18 protein-coding genes are annotated in these 16837 nt (G+C 43.5%); 6 read left to right on the top strand and 12 right to left on the bottom strand.

Annotated features, from left to right (window positions below):
- Window positions 1-15: 15 nt before the first annotated feature.
- Together AE2B122_RS06505 and AE2B122_RS06500 are read right to left on the bottom strand one after the other, a co-directional pair.
- Entirely contained in the window at window positions 16-519 is a 504-nt protein-coding gene (locus AE2B122_RS06505) for a YwgA family protein (protein ID WP_175073426.1), read from the bottom strand.
- Window positions 520-531: 12 nt separating this feature from the next.
- The gene (locus AE2B122_RS06500) at window positions 532-1827 is read right to left on the bottom strand and encodes an HD domain-containing protein (protein ID WP_095219302.1); all 1296 of its coding nucleotides are present in this window, start codon (window positions 1825-1827) and stop codon (window positions 532-534) included.
- 186 nt (window positions 1828-2013) lie between these two features.
- Here AE2B122_RS06500 and AE2B122_RS06495 point away from each other — a divergent pair, with 186 nt between their 5' ends.
- A complete protein-coding gene (locus AE2B122_RS06495) occupies window positions 2014-2838 on the top strand; it encodes a lipoate--protein ligase family protein (RefSeq protein ID WP_254593435.1) in 825 nt (274 codons plus the stop codon).
- A 23-nt stretch (window positions 2839-2861) separates the two neighbouring features.
- Here the strand turns inward: AE2B122_RS06495 and AE2B122_RS06490 are convergent, their stop codons facing one another.
- Together AE2B122_RS06490 and pta are read right to left on the bottom strand one after the other, a co-directional pair.
- On the bottom strand, window positions 2862-3665 hold the full coding sequence (locus AE2B122_RS06490) for a PAS domain-containing protein (protein ID WP_254593434.1): 804 nt from the start codon (window positions 3663-3665) through the stop codon (window positions 2862-2864).
- Between the two features lie 113 nt (window positions 3666-3778).
- On the bottom strand, window positions 3779-4753 hold the full coding sequence (gene pta / locus AE2B122_RS06485) for a phosphate acetyltransferase (protein ID WP_175073424.1): 975 nt from the start codon (window positions 4751-4753) through the stop codon (window positions 3779-3781).
- Between the two features lie 261 nt (window positions 4754-5014).
- Here pta and hemQ point away from each other — a divergent pair, with 261 nt between their 5' ends.
- Together hemQ and gerQ are read left to right on the top strand one after the other, a co-directional pair.
- On the top strand, window positions 5015-5761 hold the full coding sequence (gene hemQ / locus AE2B122_RS06480) for a hydrogen peroxide-dependent heme synthase (RefSeq protein WP_095268271.1): 747 nt from the start codon (window positions 5015-5017) through the stop codon (window positions 5759-5761).
- 234 nt (window positions 5762-5995) lie between these two features.
- Complete coding sequence (gene gerQ / locus AE2B122_RS06475) at window positions 5996-6490, top strand: spore coat protein GerQ (protein ID WP_095219297.1); 495 nt, start codon at window positions 5996-5998, stop codon at window positions 6488-6490.
- Window positions 6491-6521: 31 nt separating this feature from the next.
- Here the strand turns inward: gerQ and AE2B122_RS06470 are convergent, their stop codons facing one another.
- Both AE2B122_RS06470 and AE2B122_RS06465 read right to left on the bottom strand, forming a co-directional pair.
- Entirely contained in the window at window positions 6522-6890 is a 369-nt protein-coding gene (locus tag AE2B122_RS06470) for a DUF423 domain-containing protein (protein ID WP_095219296.1), read from the bottom strand.
- Window positions 6891-6907: 17 nt separating this feature from the next.
- Window positions 6908-7216: a YwdI family protein gene (locus AE2B122_RS06465; RefSeq protein ID WP_175073423.1), complete on the bottom strand. Its 309-nt coding sequence runs from the start codon at window positions 7214-7216 to the stop codon at window positions 6908-6910.
- Between the two features lie 145 nt (window positions 7217-7361).
- On the opposite strand from AE2B122_RS06465, the gene AE2B122_RS06460 reads away from it, so the two are divergent.
- On the top strand, window positions 7362-8378 hold the full coding sequence (locus AE2B122_RS06460; RefSeq protein ID WP_175073422.1) for a serine hydrolase: 1017 nt from the start codon (window positions 7362-7364) through the stop codon (window positions 8376-8378).
- Window positions 8379-8406: 28 nt separating this feature from the next.
- On the opposite strand, the gene AE2B122_RS06455 is transcribed toward AE2B122_RS06460, so the two are convergent.
- The 3 genes from AE2B122_RS06455 to AE2B122_RS06445 form a co-directional block, all read right to left on the bottom strand.
- Window positions 8407-8547 (bottom strand): hypothetical protein, encoded by a 141-nt coding sequence (locus tag AE2B122_RS06455; RefSeq protein ID WP_175073421.1) that lies wholly within the window; start codon window positions 8545-8547, stop codon window positions 8407-8409.
- A 113-nt stretch (window positions 8548-8660) separates the two neighbouring features.
- On the bottom strand, window positions 8661-8966 hold the full coding sequence (locus AE2B122_RS06450; RefSeq protein ID WP_175073420.1) for a phasin family protein: 306 nt from the start codon (window positions 8964-8966) through the stop codon (window positions 8661-8663).
- Window positions 8967-8968: 2 nt separating this feature from the next.
- On the bottom strand, window positions 8969-10618 hold the full coding sequence (locus tag AE2B122_RS06445) for an AarF/ABC1/UbiB kinase family protein (protein WP_095268267.1): 1650 nt from the start codon (window positions 10616-10618) through the stop codon (window positions 8969-8971).
- A 223-nt stretch (window positions 10619-10841) separates the two neighbouring features.
- Between AE2B122_RS06445 and AE2B122_RS06440 the strand changes: the two genes are divergently transcribed.
- On the top strand, window positions 10842-11579 hold the full coding sequence (locus AE2B122_RS06440) for an AraC family transcriptional regulator (RefSeq protein ID WP_095219291.1): 738 nt from the start codon (window positions 10842-10844) through the stop codon (window positions 11577-11579).
- A gap of 36 nt (window positions 11580-11615) precedes the next feature.
- On the opposite strand, the gene AE2B122_RS06435 is transcribed toward AE2B122_RS06440, so the two are convergent.
- Complete coding sequence (locus AE2B122_RS06435; RefSeq protein WP_175073419.1) at window positions 11616-12575, bottom strand: acyltransferase family protein; 960 nt, start codon at window positions 12573-12575, stop codon at window positions 11616-11618.
- Between the two features lie 149 nt (window positions 12576-12724).
- Window positions 12725-13573: a Ku protein gene (locus AE2B122_RS06430; RefSeq protein WP_095219289.1), complete on the bottom strand. Its 849-nt coding sequence runs from the start codon at window positions 13571-13573 to the stop codon at window positions 12725-12727.
- 93 nt (window positions 13574-13666) lie between these two features.
- Here AE2B122_RS06430 and ligD point away from each other — a divergent pair, with 93 nt between their 5' ends.
- Window positions 13667-15448 (top strand): DNA ligase D, encoded by a 1782-nt coding sequence (ligD, locus tag AE2B122_RS06425; protein ID WP_175073418.1) that lies wholly within the window; start codon window positions 13667-13669, stop codon window positions 15446-15448.
- Here ligD and AE2B122_RS06420 read toward each other — a convergent pair whose 3' ends face one another.
- Window positions 15449-16693, bottom strand: coding sequence for an aminopeptidase (locus AE2B122_RS06420; RefSeq protein WP_175073417.1), 1245 nt, complete (start codon window positions 16691-16693; stop codon window positions 15449-15451).
- Window positions 16694-16837 lie beyond the last annotated feature (144 nt).

Below are 16837 nucleotides of genomic sequence, written 5' to 3'. Positions count from 1 at the left end.
ATCCTTCGCTCTTTATTATACTTGCTGCTTTTTTAAAGAACTGATGAATTCCCAAGCTTGGGTCATCTCTTCATCGGTATAATTTTGTTTCTTCTTTACTGTCCGTACTTTATCTTCTACTTCTTCTTGCGGCAGTTCTTCAAAATACAACATCGTGGAAACCAGTTCCAGGAAACGAGAGCTTTTTTCTTTCAGCAGGCGGATAGCTTCCTGGTAATCCGGGAATTGATTATTATAATGTGTTAGGAACTGTTGGCCTTCCTCCGTAATTGTATAACGGTATTGGAAATAGCTGCTTTTATCCTCTTTTGTCTCTTTGATCAAACCGAGGTTGCTCAGTTCATCCACACGCAGGGATAATTCCTCCGAATAGGGACCGAATAGATGGAATTCATATTTTTCACCGAACGGAATACCATTTTTCTTCAGTATGTAAATCATCTTTTGCAGTTTCTTTCTTCCTACCACTTCTTCCACGGAAGAAAAGAATTGCAGGAGATTTGCGTGGTTGGCTAGCATAGCTGCTCCTCCTTATTGGAATAATATCTCATAAATCCGTTGCTTCTGTTGACTGTCATCCGGCAGGGCTTCCAGAATGTCCTGGGGGAAATACAACTTATGGTCTGTTCGTTTTTTACCCGAAATCGCTTCGACAATATCCGATTGGCGGGATAATTCCTTCAGTTTTCCATTTGGCAATTGTAAATGGATCGGCAAACGCTCTTCTTCCTCGCCGGGACGATAGAAGTCATAAGGCAAATCAGATGAAGAATCATCAATCAGATAATATTCCGGATCGATTCCGACTTCACTGAAGAGCCTGGACAGTTCGACCATCTCTTTTACATGCAGAAGCGGATTGAACTCGATATACTTAAACAGTCTTCGATTCAGGAATCTTTCACACAAGTCCCTTAGTATATCATCATCTTCTTCAAGCCAAGCCTGGAAATAGAAGGATGTTACATTTTCATCAAGCCGTATATAATCTTCCAAGGCTACCTTTTCATCAAACAAGGAGATAAAGTGCTCCGGCCGTAACTTGAATGTATAATCGCTTTTATAAAGTGCTTTTGCACGATGCAGGATTTTCGTCAGAATTACTTCCGCACTGCGTGTTACCGGGTGGAAATATACTTGCCAGTACATTTGGTAGCGGCTCATGATATAATCCTCGACTGCATGCATGCCGGATTCTTTAATAACGACCTGATCCTCACGCGGCCGCATTACCCGAAGTATACGTTCCATATCAAAATGGCCATAGCTTACACCTGTGAAATAGGCATCACGCTGCAAATAGTCCATTCTGTCTGCGTCGATTTGGCTTGAGATGATACTGACGATCAATTTGTCGCCATATGTCTTATTGATAACCTCAGCTACTTTCTTCGGGAAACTTGCACTCACTTTCCGCAGCACATGATTAACTCCGGTATTCCCTAGAATAATTTTGCGGGTGAATTCCTCATGATCCAAACCGAAAACCTTTTCGAAACTATGGGAATACGGTCCATGACCAAGATCGTGGAGCAAAGCAGCGCAGAGCAGAAGCAGCCGCTGTTCCTTTTTCCAGTTCTTGCGGTTCTCGAAGTTGTTCACGATCCGTCTGACAATCTCATAAACCCCTAAGGAATGATTGAACCGGCTGTGTTCGGCTCCATGAAACGTCATATAAGAGGTTCCCAGCTGCTTGATCCTGCGAAGCCGCTGGAATTCAGGCGTTGCTATCAGATCCCATATCACCCTGTCACGGACATGTACATAGCGATGCACAGGATCTTTGAAAACTTTTTCTTCATCTAGTTTTTCGTCTCGATACGCCATTTCCTCTGCCTCACTTTATGTCATTCTGTCTCGTAATTTTTTTGTCCAATAGAATTAGTTTATAAAATATCGGGTCCCCCGTAAACAACTAAAAGTAATTTTTACACGTTTCTTGTCTACCCTATTTTTTGCTATACTATGTATTGGCGTTTTAATGCCATTCAGCTGAAAAGGAGCGCGTTCTACGTGTTACATACATTATTAAAAGCACCTGAATTCCGCATTATCGATCATTCCGGTGAAGACGGCCCGGAACAGGCGATGGCTTCCTTCGCAATAGATGATGCCTTAGCCATTTCCGTCGGAGAAAATCTGGCTCCGCCAACTGCAAGACTTTGGGTTCATGACCTCACGATTATGCTCGGCATACCTGATTCCCGTCTTCCTTTTATAAAAGAAGGAATATCCTATTTGCAGGAAAAAGGCTACAAAGCTGTCGTACGAAACTCTGGCGGACTAGCTGTGCTGCTGGATAAAGGAGTTGTCAATCTATCCTTCATCTTCCCGGATGCCAAGCACATCGGAATCCATGACGGTTATCAAGCGATGGTTTCTTTTATCCAATATATCTTCCAGGATATCACAAATAAAATTGAAGCTTTTGAGGTAGTCGGTTCTTATTGTCCAGGAACCTACGACTTGAGCATAGACGGCCGGAAATTTGCAGGCATCTCCCAGCGCAGGGTAAAAGACGGTTCTGCTGTTCAAATTTACTTGTGTGTAGATGGAAGCGGCGCGTCACGAGCGGAAATTGTTCAAGGATTTTATAAAAGAGCTAAAAAAGATGCAGAAACTCGCTTCATCTTCCCTGATGTTGTACCGGAAACGATGGCATCACTGGCAGAATTGCTCCAGGTTCCCCTTACTAGCGAACAAGTTTGTAAGCGGATTGTTGATGGACTAGCCTCTATCACAGTTATAGCTCCTTCCTCTGAAATGACAGTTCGAGAAGTCCAACTGCAGCAGGAACGGATGAAGCTGATGCGCAGCCGTAATGAGAATCTACAATAAAAAAACCGCTGACCATTATCGGTTCAGCGGTTTTCTTCTTTTTCCAAGAAGGTTAATGCCTGTTTCACTGATGAATAAAACGTGATGTTTTGATCACTGAAATCTGCCTGGCGCACACTTTCCATGGCCATCTTTGGATGGAAGCCAGTGACTATGAGACGAGTACCCATCATATCCAACAGCTGATGCAAGCGCAGTACACCATTATGAACACCGCTATGAAAGCGGCTGATTCCTTGCAAATCAAGAAGGAAATTCCTCTCTCCTGACTTCTGAACATGTTCCCCTACTCGCTCCAATATTTGATTCAGTCTGCGATCATCGACGTCACCAATTAATGGTAAAATCGATGTCGTATCCGTAATTGGAACGATCGGCGTGGATAAGCGGGTTACTTCCTCTAAGTAATGGGAAACAAGCTCTTCATTCCGCTTCCTCTGTGTCACATCTTTTTGGACACCGACAAAGAAAGCCTTTTGCTCACTTTCCAAAAATATTGGATAAATCTCCAGCTCGTTCCAGAACATTTCGCCGTTTTTGCGGTAGTTCTTCAACTCTACCACGACAGTCTTTTCATCACGTATTGCATCCCGTACAGCTGCAACATCTTCTTTTCTCGTATCTTCACCTTGAAGAAAACGGCAATTATGGCCGAGAATTTCTTCTGAAGGATAACCAGTAAGTTCTTCGAAACCTTTGTTTGTATATATAATCGGATTATCAGGAAGTGAGGGGTCTGTGATTACCACTCCAGCTCCTACGTAATCGATGGCGTGCTTCACAAACTGATCTGTTACTTCGGATGAATAGCGGATATCATTGCCCAACAAATACTCACTCCTTTTGCATCTTAGACAAGGCTATTTTACTATAGTTGAACTGGAAAAACAAAACATACAAAAAAAGACGCCTTTCTTTAAGAAAGGCGTCTCTCCTATGCTTATTCTACGGACTGAGCAGCGGTGATAAGTGTAAGCTTGTACACATCATCTGCATTACAGCCGCGGGAAAGATCGTTCACTGGTGCGTTCAGACCTTGCAGGATCGGACCTACAGCATCAAAGTTACCAAGACGCTGGGCAATTTTGTACCCAATGTTACCTGCTTCAAGGCTAGGGAATACGAATACATTCGCATCACCTTTCAATACAGCATCCGGTGCTTTTTTCGCAGCAACAGATGGTACGAAGGCTGCATCGAATTGGAATTCGCCATCTACAACAAGGTTAGGATTTTTCTCTTTCGCAATCGCTAGCGCATCCGATACTTTTTCAGTTTCCGGAGATTTAGCAGATCCTTTAGTCGAGAAGCTTAGCAATGCTACTTTTGGATCGATACCAAACATAGCCGCTGTTTCAGCACTTGCTACAGCAATTTCCGCAAGATCCTGGCTGTCAGGTGCGATGTTGATAGCACAGTCACCGAAAACATAGCGCTCATCTTCTCTTACCATTACGAATGCACCGGAAGTCTTCTTAATCCCAGGTTTCGTTTTAATGATTTGAAGTGCTGGACGTACTGTATCAGCAGTAGAGTGTGCTGCTCCGCTCACAAGCCCGTCAGCTTCGCCTGTATAAACAAGCATTGTACCGAAGTAATTTTCATCTTTTAGTAATTTCTTTGCATCTTCTTCTGTCGCTTTGCCTTTGCGGCGTTCCACGAACGCTGCAACTAGCTCATCGAATTTCTCATAAGTATCTGGGTCAAGAATTGCTGCACCGCGCAAGTCGATAGACAATTCTTTTGCCTTTTGTTCCACTTGCTCTTTATTGCCGATCAAAATCGGTGCAATAATCCCCTCTTCGGCAAGCTTTGCTGCTGCTTCCAAAATACGTTCATCCAAGCCTTCCGGCAAGACGATCTTTTTATTTTGGCCTGTTACTTTTTCCCGCAATGTTTGAAATAAATCACTCATCCTAAAACCCTCCTAGAATATGTCTGCATTTCTATAGTAAATCTTTTTGTTTTACTTTTAAAGTCATATCAGCTGCTACTGATTTTTTTAATTAAAATAACCGACCTTTTAGATGTTCCCATTTCTGTCAAAGTATACACACGAAGCATGCTGATCAGTTGATATAATAGAAGTGGGAACTAGAAAGCAACGACAAGCATGGTGTGAAGTCGTTTGTGTTACACTATACAAAGAATGTGAACGAAAAAGGAGTGTTTAGGCATGGCAGAAGCAGTAGAAACCATGGACGGCTGGTATTGCCTGCATGATTTCCGTGTAATGGATTGGACAAGCTGGAAACTGGCTTCCGAGGATGTGCGTCAAGCAGCAATCGAGGAATATCAGAACTGGCTTTCAAATATGGAACAAGTTGAGGAAGCGAATAATGGCAGTCAGCTTGTCTATAAGATTATCGGTCATAAAGCTGACCTGATGTTTATGATTATGCGTCCGACAATGGATGAATTGCAGGAGATCGAAACAGCTTTCGATAAAATGCAGATCGCATCTTTCATGACGAAAAGCTTCTCTTACTTATCTGTTGTTGAGCTCTCCAAATATATGAGCAAACCTGGTGTTGATATCGAACAAAAACCAGAAGTACAAGCACGTCTGAAACCAATTCTACCTCGTTGGGATTATATGTGCTTCTATCCGATGGACAAACGCCGTATGAATGAAGACAACTGGTATTCACTTGAAAAAGATGCTCGCTCGAAACTTATGTATGAGCACAGCAAAACCGGCCGTAAATATGCTGGTCAAATCAAACAGATTATCACAGGATCGTTCGGTTTCGATGACTGGGAGTGGGGCGTTACATTATTCGCACACGATCCGCTGCCGATCAAGAAACTAGTATATGAGATGCGTTTCGATGAAGTTAGCGCACGATACGGCGAATTCGGTGATTTCTATTTCGGAAATAAGTTAGATAAAGAAGCAGTATCTACCTACTTCCATATTTAACGAAAGCTGGACCAATTTGGTCCGGCTTTTTTTATTCCCTTGTTCTACTCTCCTTCCAGGCTTCATATCATGTCAAAGAACAGGCATGAGTTCCTTGGACATGAGGTAAGGCGATAATCGGTTGTGAAGGCGCAGCGTGTCTTGTATTCATGGTAGTCGCACGATCGATCTCAATTCCCGCCTTCACAGTTTCAGCCAGCCCGATTGTCTTCTGAAAGGATATAGGAAAGGGGAATGAAAATGAGTAAGAATCCGAATCAAGAAAATCAGTCTCCAGGCACCCCGCAGTATCAGGAACAGAGCCAGGCCTATACTTACCCGCAAGTCCCGAATTATAGCTACCCAACTCGTCAGCAAAACCAGCCTTTTTTCCCGCAGCAGCAGCAACAACAGCAACAGCAAGTTCCGTCACAAGTTCAAGGCGGAGGGCCAGCAGGACCAGGACTGCCAGTTGAGCAATCTTATATCGAAAACATTCTGCGTCTGAATCGAAACAAGCTGGCCACCGTGTATATGACCTTCGAAAACAATGACCGCTGGAACGCAAAAATCTTCAAAGGCGTGATCGAGGCTGCCGGCCGTGACCATCTTATCTTACGTGATCCAGAGAACAACCGCCGTTACTTATTATTGATGGTATATCTCGATTATGTAACATTCGATGAACCGCTTAATTATAGTTACCCTTTTGGAAATCCAGGCGGCACTGCAACTTATCCACCACGATAAAAAAACCTCTGCTTCGGCAGAGGTTTTTTTCTTATAGATATTTGATTGCGGAATAGCCGAGCAGCACCCATCCGATCAGGAATGCCACTCCGCCTACTGGCGTAATGATAGCAAAGATCGTGATCCCGCTGACAGCATATATGTAAAGTGTTCCTGAAAATAGCAGGATGCCCGCGATAAAGAAACCGCCAGCAGTCGTCAAACTGCCTGCTTGAATCTTCTGGAGCAATAATGCTACCCCGATAATGACCACTGTATGGAACATTTGATATTGAACTGCTTTCTCCCACGTGGCAATTGCCTTCTCAGACAATCTCCCTTCTAATCCGTGCGCTCCGAATGCTCCAAGTGCTACAGTAATGAAACCACTTATGGCTCCGATTATGAGTAATGCTTTCATTTTTCTGCTCCTTTATATCAAAAATCGAACAATGACTTGCCGTTCGATTCGTCATCATCTTCTTCAAATGCTTTTTTGGGCGGCTGCTGGTCCGGCCATTCCCCTGTCATTGCTGCCCATTCTGCTGCAGAGGGGCTTACTGCTGCTTCTGACGGTTTAGACACCTGCGTTTTGACTGGACGCTCTGAACGCTCACCTTGCAAGAACAAGTCACACATCGAACGGACCGCCCGAACGTGCTCCCGCTGCTTTTGGACATCATCAAGGTCTAATGCCCGTTCTAGCTCCTCTTTCATATGCCGAAGCACTGCTTCTTCACTTAACAACTCGAACACCTCCATCGTTTTGCTACTACCTGCATTATAACAGATATAAAAGATAAAAATTAACCCCGCAAACAAGAACATATGTTCCTTTCTGTCAGAAACAAGTATACTGTACATAACATATACATATATAGGAGGACGAGAAATGAAGACAGATGATCTAGAAGAACTGATGACCTCTAACAGAATTACAGGATTCAGTATGGCTTATATGGAAGACGGTCATTCTTTGCAATCCTTTTGTATGGGGTATGCAGATCAAGTCATAAGGAGCCCGATTGACACTTCCACCGCCTTCCATGCCTGCTCTGTCAGTAAATTCGTTACAGCTTTGCTCAGCCTAATACTTTTTTCAAAGGACAATCTCTCATTAGACACCAATGTCAATGACCTGCTCCGCAAGTGGAAGTTGGACGATAGAATCTATAACGCACCTAGTCTGCGGCAGTTGCTTCAGCATCAAGGCGGCATCATTGATCCGGAGCACAGTTTCCCTACTCTACCTCACAATTCAGCTTCATTCAGCACCGCCAAGATTTTGGAAGGCACAACAATTGCATGTTCAAAGCGTATCGTGACAGAATACGAACCTGGCACAGTATTCTCCTATAGTGATGCAGGTTATATGATTGTACAGCTTGCATTGGAGGATGCGTATCAGCAGCCTTTCCATGTACTTATGAAAAAGCATGTCTTCGAACCCTTAGGCATGATGGACAGTTCCTATCACGAAACTCTGCGTCGACCGTTTTCGTATGGACATCAGAATCTGAACCCAATTCCTAATCTATACCCTTACTACCCATATGATGCTGCATGTGGATTGTGGACAACACCGATAGACTTAATGAAGCTTGTTGACGCATTCCACCGGGCCTTACAGGGATTTCCCTCCACTATTATTGACAATAAAGTCGCAACGGAAATGCTTCAGCCTAATGCAACGATTCCGCACGTCGGGTCCGGGGTCTTTTTGGATACTACAATGGGAGTTGCAGAATACTCTGCGCTCGGCTGGGGAGAAGGCTTCCAGTGCTTGCTGGCAGGAAAACCGGAAACTGGAGACGCACTTGTGTGCATGATCAATACGAATCCCGGCAAACATCAGATGGAAGGCTTTCTAGGCGACATATATAAACGTTCCTCCTTAGCCAGCATATAAAAAGACCCGCCACATGGCGGGTCTTCTGTTATTGCGCTTGCTTCAGTATATCTAATTGTTCGGCGACATATTGTTCATGCATCCATTTCAGGAAATCATATTCTGTGGCTGTGGAAGGGCGTTTCATTTCCTGTTCCACTTGGTCGACTAAAGATAAAAAGCTAATCATTGCTAATTACCTCCTCTGGTTATACCTCTACCATCATTCTAATCGAGAAATGTATGCATGACAACAAATTTTCAAAATATTCACGACAAATTAATAGTTCTTACTTAAATCTATTAATCTTCGTTATTCTGCAGACGCAGCTCCAAATGACTGATCCGCTGCTTCAGAGAATCAACATCTGCTTTCGTAGCAAGTCCTAGATCATTGACTTTCTTCTGCATGTGCTCTTGATTCTTCTCGTTCCACTCATTGGATTTCGCTTCTCCTTTATCTACAAAACGCTGAATCAAATCCTTCGCTTGCTGTGGCGTAATCTCTCCCTTTGCCACTAACTCTTTCAATTTTGCATCCAGCTTTTCCTTCCCAGCCAAAGCAGCACCAACACCTAAAAGAAATCCTTTGCGTAACAAATCTGCCATTATCATAACCTCCTAGTTTTATTTATGGATCTAAGCAGCAGAACATGCTTGATGAAGAGAATTAACCATAGTCCAAAGAATAGGAATGTCAGGATAAACCCGACGAGGACAAGCCATAATGTATGCTGAATGATTCCTTGGATGCCCGTGTATGCCGAACCTGCTGTCAAGACGAGTAACAGAACCGTGTAAAAGAAGTAGAAATGGTGCAGCAGCTGGTTCTTTTGTTTATCCCTTTCCCAGCCGCGCTGCTTCTCCCCGTCAGTGAGCCAGTCAACGAGTGCTCTGGGCATCGACAGGAATGGACGAAGTGAATTGGTGATGATACCAGTATAGATGGAACTATGTTTTTTCGATCCTCTCATCCAGCGCAGGATGACAGGTTTTCCCCATTCTACTAGATCTGCTTGCGGGTAAATGACAGCTACCAGGCCAATAGCCAAGAAAACTGCCCGCCCGAGGAAGGCAAAATCTGCCGGGAGTTGTATCGGCTGTTCCTTTACAATCACCTGCAGCTCCTCCATCAGCTTCAAGAAGGATTCCGTGTCTCCTACATCAAGCTGACCTCCTTTGTACAAATCCACTGTTTTCCGAAGAATCCGTTTCACTTTTTCCGAATCTGCGGATGGAAGCAAAAACTCCATTTTGTAGAGAGCTTGGATGACAGTCTCATAATCATCAAGCACAATTCCCTGGATTGCCTCCCGTAAGTATTCGGTATCTGCTGCTCTGATTTCACCAACCATACCAAAATCGAGCAGTACGATTTTCCCATCAGGCTGGACCATGATATTGCCTGCATGAGGATCGGCATGGAACATACCGCTGTTTAGAAACTGATCAGAAAAAAATTGGAAAAGTGCTTTAGCTACTTGCTCACGGGGAATCTTTTGGGCATCCAGATAATCTGTATCCGTCACTTTCCGCCCCTCAACCCAGTCCATTACAAGCACTCTGCCCGTGCAGAGTTCCGGATAATAATCTGGCACTTTGATGTCCGGATTTCCTTTGTACCGTTTCTTGAAATAATCCGCATGCTCCAGTTCTTTCTGGAAATCTAATTCCCGGCTGATGATTGTTACTACTTCCGCGTACAGAGCCTTCATATCCGATTTCTTTCCGATACTCGTAAATTTGCGGAGCAGGAAAAAAATGATTCGTAGTGCTTTAAAATCCATATGGAATATCTGTCTGACATTATGCCGCTGGACCTTAACCGCAATCTTACGACCGTTTTGCAAGTATGCTTCGTACACTTCACCGATAGAAGCAGAAGCAACAGCTTTAGGGTTTAAGTGCACAATCTCCGTCTCATAACGGCTGCCAAGCTCTTCCTTTAATATTGCTTCCGAATGTGTAAATGATGTCGGCTTTACCCTGTCGACGAGGCCTTCCATCTCCCGAATGAATATCTTTGGCAGCAAGTCAGCACGCGAACTGAGAAACTGACCTAATTTAATCAATAATCCGCCCTTTTTCTCCGCAGTTTTCCGATACTCCCGTGCCTGCTTTGTCAGTAATGCTTCCCATTCCTGTTTATCCTGTTCGTCCCACACGCGGCTATGCAGCAAATAAAACCAGTAGATCTGCAACATAAATCGGATGACCATCCAAACGATAGCCATAATACGACGGGTGGATTTGACACGCATTTGCACACCTCATTTTCAGACAATTGCCTTCTTTCTTGCTATTTTCTATTATAGCTAGTACTTCTCTTGCTTGTCTATTAACCTGCGGCTGTGTCGAAAAACGTAAAAATATCAGTTTTATAAATATTTTTTAATAAAACAGTTTATTTTTCTTCGGAAAACGCTTACAATATTGATATATAAGACTGATGGTAAAATCAAAAACCCTTAACGGAGGTATAGTATGTCTAGCATATCTAAAAATGCTGTTCTGCCTGAAAAACGTTCCGTCGAAAATAACAAGTCAAATAAACAATTTTTGTACCCATCTTACCTGCTTGAAAACCAGCTGATGGATGCTGTATCCGATGGTGATTTGAATGGGGCATTATCTATAATTGAAAGCCTTTCTACTTCTGAACGCCCGAAGTATGCCTTCCAACCGCTACGGTCAGCAAAAAACCAATTGATCAGTATCTGCACGCTGTACACGCGCGCTATCTTGAGAGGCGGCGCTTCTCAAGAAGTAGCATCAAGCCTCAATATGACTTATATGCTTGAAATCGAGAACTGCCAGACAGAGCAGGAACTTTCCGAATTGGAATATGATATGCTTGTTCGTTTTATCGAAGGCTTGAATAAGAGCAGAGCCACACAATACTCCAACATCATCAATGAAGCTATCGGCTATATCCAATCACATATTTTGGAGGATCTGAGCTTGCAGGCAATCAGCTCTCACTGTAATGTGAATCCAAGCTACCTTTCCCATTTGTTCAAAAAAGAAGTTGGTGTTTCCACAGTCCAATTCATCAATCAAAAGAAGATTGAGGAAGCTAAATACTTCCTGCTTCATACAAACCAATCAATTGCTGACTTGGCTAAGAAGTTCAACTTCTGCAACCAAAGCTATTTCACAGCTCAATTTAAATTCTATACATCCATGACACCAAAACAATTCCGCGACTCACGCGCAATTTAAAAAATACCGCACAGGTTCACACCTGTGCGGTATTTTTTATGGGCTTTTAAGCTCGATCAATGGTTTCCATATCCGCAGCATCCAGCGCTGGGAAAGCAGCATTACTATGCTTAACGTGACAATCAGGAGACCTAATACATCCAGGCTATTACTTACCTCAAATAAATCATCCACCCTAATCCACTGGATGAAAAATCCGTGCAGAAGATAGACATACAATGTCCGTTGTCCATATTTTGTAAACGGCATCTTTTTATTTGGAATAAGCGCCAGTACACTAATCATCATAACTCCTGAGAACAGATAAACTAGTAACCGAATCAGTCCTCCTGCTTCCCCGGCTCCTAAAACTGCATAAGATTTCGATCCGAGCAGCCAGTCAGTCGGGATGTCAGGATAAATATAGAATAAAGCACCTGCTGCAATTAGCAGCAGACCGCCTCCTATCCTTATCGGCATTTGCCGAAGTACAGCAAGCTGCTCCTTGGTCACCCAATAACCGATTAAGAAAAACGGAAAGAAAACAAACGTCCTGGAAAGACTTAATGCCCCTCCAATTTCATTAAAGTATCCAACTAACAAACCGATGAATACAGCTAGCAGAATACCGAGGCTAGGACGTACTCTTTTAAATAGAATCAGCAGTATATGCCAGCAGAACAAGCTAAGCAAAAACCACAGTGCCCATTGCGGCACAAGAATGGATTCCATCCAGCCATCTTTTCCGATCATAAAGTAGTAAATCGTGTAGATGACTTGAAAAAACAGAAACGGTAAAAGCAGCTTTTTCGCTAGCTTTTCAACAGCAGCCTTATTCCCAGCTCCCCTGGCAAAGAAACCAGCTAAAAAGATGAAAACGGGCATATGAAAGGTATATATCCATGTATAGCTCATCTGCAGGAACAACATGTCCTGATACGGCTGAATTAAATGTCCAAATACGACAAAGGCAATCATAAGCAATCTTGCATTATCAAAATACGCATCGCGTTCCATACTATCGCTTCCTTCTTCAGGATGTATTCTTCCATAGTAAGGAGCATGGAGCAGAAACGCTATAGCATATGCCCTTTCTTCATTGACTTGTTAGCAAGCTGTCAAGGCGCTGTCATAAACGACATGCATGTGTAAAATGACCGGAAGAATTATCCAGCTTCCGGTTTCTTTTTAGGTCGGCTTGCCGTTTTCTTCCTGGTTGTCTTCTTAGCTGCCGGCTTGTCCTTTTTCGCTTTATCGAGTGATGCCTGCAATGCGTCCATCAAATTCGTTACATTGTTCGGCTGTTTCTTAGCTGTCGGGATATGGACTTGTTCATGATCACGCTTAGCCTGAATCAAATCGAGCAAGGCTTCGCGATAATCATCATTGTATTTCTCCGGATCAAAGGTAGCTGTCAGCTGTTCAATAAGCAGCTTGGCTGTCTTGAGCTCTTTATCGACAATAGCATCTTCAGCAGGGATGTTTGGCACATCAGCGACGTTGCGAACCTCATCGGGATAATGGATGGTCTCTACAACTAGTACATTCTTATACACCCTGATGACAGCTAGCTGCTGCTTCGAACGGATGACCATAGAGGCAACGCCAATCTTCCCTGTATCCTCAAGTGATTTCCGCAATAAACTGTATGCTTTTGTTCCGCCTTCATTTGGAGACAAATAGTAACAGCGTTCAAAGTAGATAGGATCGATTTCCTCCAAGCTGACAAAATCGACGATCTCCACTGCTTTGTCTTCCTGCTCTTTCTGCAAAGCCTGTAACTCATCCTCATCCAGAACCACGAATTTATTTTTCGTGTATTCATAGGCTTTGACGATATCCTCCGTCTGTAATTCCTTCTCACAATGAGGACAAACTTTTTCATACTTGACCGGTGTGTTGCACTCTTTATGCAGCTGCCGCAGCTTCACATCTTTATTCTCTGTAGCAGCATGCATCTTTACGGGAATATTCACAAGCCCGAAGCTGATTGTACCCTTCCACATCGTATGCATGAACTGTTCACTCCTTTTTAGCTTAGTTTGTACGTCTGTTCCATGTTTAATTCCGGTGTATTTCCTCAAACTAAAGAAAAGGAGCGAGATACGATGCAAGTAATGAAACCGATCTATAGGGATACCTGTCCCTCCGGGGAAGGATGGATATATGAGGTGAAATATGACGGGTTTAGAGCCATTTTGACAGTTACGACTGACAATGTAACGCTGACAAGCAAGAATGGAATCGACTTATCCGAGCAATTTCCGGAGATCATCACGTATGCTGAGCAGCAGAAGCAGTTAGCTGATAAGCACATTCCTTTCTCGATTGATGGTGAACTAATCGTGCCGAAAAATGCACGAAGCGGAGATTTTGGCTTACTCCAAACACGTGGCCGATTAAAATCAGCTGATCGAATCAAGCAGGTTGCTTCTAATCGACCTGCTGTGCTGATGGCTTTTGATCTGCTGGTTGATGGCGGGAAAAGTCAGGGAAGACGGCGGCTGTCCTCCCGGAAACAAGCATTGCTGGAGCTAATCGATCTATTCGATGATCAAAAAGGAGCTATCCAATACGTGAGTTATTCCTTAGACTCAACTGTACTGATGGATTCTGTCATTTTGCATCAAGGTGAGGGTATCATAGCCAAACGCTCAGCCAGTACATATAAGACCGGTAAACAGCATCATGATTGGTATAAGATAAAGAATTGGCGTACAATCACCGCAGTCTTAACTGCTTATGATAAGGAAAATGATTATTTTCATGCGCAGCTGGCAGATGAAACAGGTCATTTTGTGCCGATTGGAAAATGTAAGCATGGGTTGGAAGAAACAGAGCGAAGCACACTTACTGCTTTTTTTAAGGAAAATGGAAAAACAGAACATAATCTCCTTCTACTCCCTCCAGCTGTTTGTGCCAAAATAAATTGTCTCGGGCAGGCGGACGAGGAATTACGTGAGCCTAGATTCCATAGTTTAGCCCCCACAGTGACAGCCGATTGCACAGAGCAACAAGCAGCTATAGATCTTGCCCAGTTTCCGCAATCAGTCGAGCTGAGCAAGCTGGACAAGCTATATTGGGAAGAAGCACATATTGATAAGCTGCGTTATCTGCTTTATATTCGGACGGTAGCTCCATTCATGCTGCCTCATATGATAAAACGGGAGATGACGATTATCCGCTGCCCTGACGGAATTGAAGCGGACTTTTTCTATCAGAAGCACAGACCGGATTATGCACCCGATTTTATACCTGATACGAAATCCTTGCAGTGCCCAGATTTGCAGACTTTGATTTGGTTCGCTAATCATGGGAGTATCGAATTTCATGCACCATTTCACCATATCGGAAATGATTTCCCGCGGGAAATCGCGATTGATCTTGATCCGCCAACGGAAAATGCACTTTCTCTGGCCATCAAGGCTGCTAATTTGCTAAAAGAATGGCTGGATCAAATGCAGCTCTCTGCATTTATCAAGACTTCCGGCAGCAAAGGTTTGCAGCTGTACATCCCGTTACCAGAAAACCAGCTAACCTATGAACAAGCAGGCACCTTCACGGAAGCTTTGGCAAGATTGCTCGTCCAGCAGCATCCAGATTTATTCACAATCGAAAGAATGAAAAAAAATCGGCAGGAGCGTTTGTATATCGATTACGTCCAGTTCGGGATGGGAAAAACACTGCCAGTTCCATACACAGCGCGAAAACGCAGCAGCGGCACCGTCAGTACTCCATTGTTTTGGGAGGAAGTTAGACAGGGTCTCTCACTTGAAGACTTCACCATTTTCACTGTGCCAGAGCGTATACGCCAAAAAGGCTGCCCCTTCACTTCCTATGAGGAAGCGAGGAACAGCCAAAGGCTGGATTCTATTATCCAATTAGTATGATCATTTGAATTCGAACGCCCATGCTCCTTGGCGGAAGACTGCGACTGTAGTGCCGTCTTCCTTCACGCCATCGATATCAAGATCGGCAGATCCAATCATAAAATCTTCATGCATGATACTATCATTCACGCCTGCTGCTTCGAGTTCTGCAGCTGTCATATCATTGCCGCCTGCAATACAAGTAGGATATGCCTTTCCTAATGCAAGGTGACAGGAAGCATTTTCATCAAACAATGTATTATAGAAAATCAACCCGGATTGTGAAACTGGAGACTTATGCGGAACAAGTGCTACCTCGCCAAGTCGTTTCGCACCAGCATCAGCTTCCAGAAGGTTTTTCAACGCTTCTTGGCCTTTTTCCGCCTTATAGTCTACCACTTCACCTTCCTTGAAAGTCAGTTGGAAATCCTCAATCAGCTGGCCATTGAAATTGTATGGCAATGTACTGGATACAGTACCATTCACACCATTCTTGTGCGGCATTGTGAATACCTCTTCAGTCGGGATATTGGCGTTGAAATCGACCCCTGCATCTGTCGGACCAGAACCACCGCTCCAAATATGCCCTTTCGGAAGCTCGATTGACAAATCCGTGCCCTTCGCTTTATAAATCAATTTTGTGAACTGCTGCTTATTCATATAATCTGCAGCTAGGTGCAGCTGTTTATTATGCGCCTTCCATGCAGCATTGGGATCCTCATTTCCCGTCACACGGCTGATGCGCAGGATTTCTTCCATCATTGCTTCCTGTGCTTCCTCGACCGATTTTTCAGGGAACACTTTCTTGGACCATGCTACAGTCGGATAAGCAACAATCGACCATTGCATTTTGTCTTTCATCATATAATCACGATATGGTGTTAATCCTTTTCCAGCAGCTTTCATATAAGCTGCAACTTTGGATCCATCTACTTTCTCCAAAAGATCCGGATTCTCTCCAAGGATATTTAGAACTGCGTAATTATCCTTGACCATTTCGTTACGAGCATGGAATTTCCAAGCAGGTACATTTTCTAAAGCTTCAATTGGAGCATGTGTATAACGCTGAACAACCAGCTCATCATCTAACCATTCTGTATGTACATCTTTAGCACCTGCTTTGTACGCCTCTTCCGCTACCATTCGTGTGAAACGTACCGATTCAATCGGTGCAACAAGCAGTAATCCTTGTCCTTTTTGAAGATTAACACCGGTCTGGATAGCCAATTTGGCAAATTGGCGCAGCTGTTCTTCGAATTTTTTCATTTGATTACCCCTCCATTAAAACAAATATACCCACCTATTATAACGTAAAATTAGAATATTCACGAAACATAAGCGAAGCTGAGACATAACTGAATGCTATGGCATAAAAACCAATAATGTTACTGAGCACCAATCAAAAAAACC

The organism is Terribacillus sp. AE2B 122, assembly GCF_902497585.1.
GTDB lineage: Bacteria > Bacillota > Bacilli > Bacillales > Amphibacillaceae > Terribacillus > Terribacillus saccharophilus_A.
Note: the sequence above shows the minus strand (reverse complement) of the source record. Positions and strands in the feature narration are given on the sequence as shown.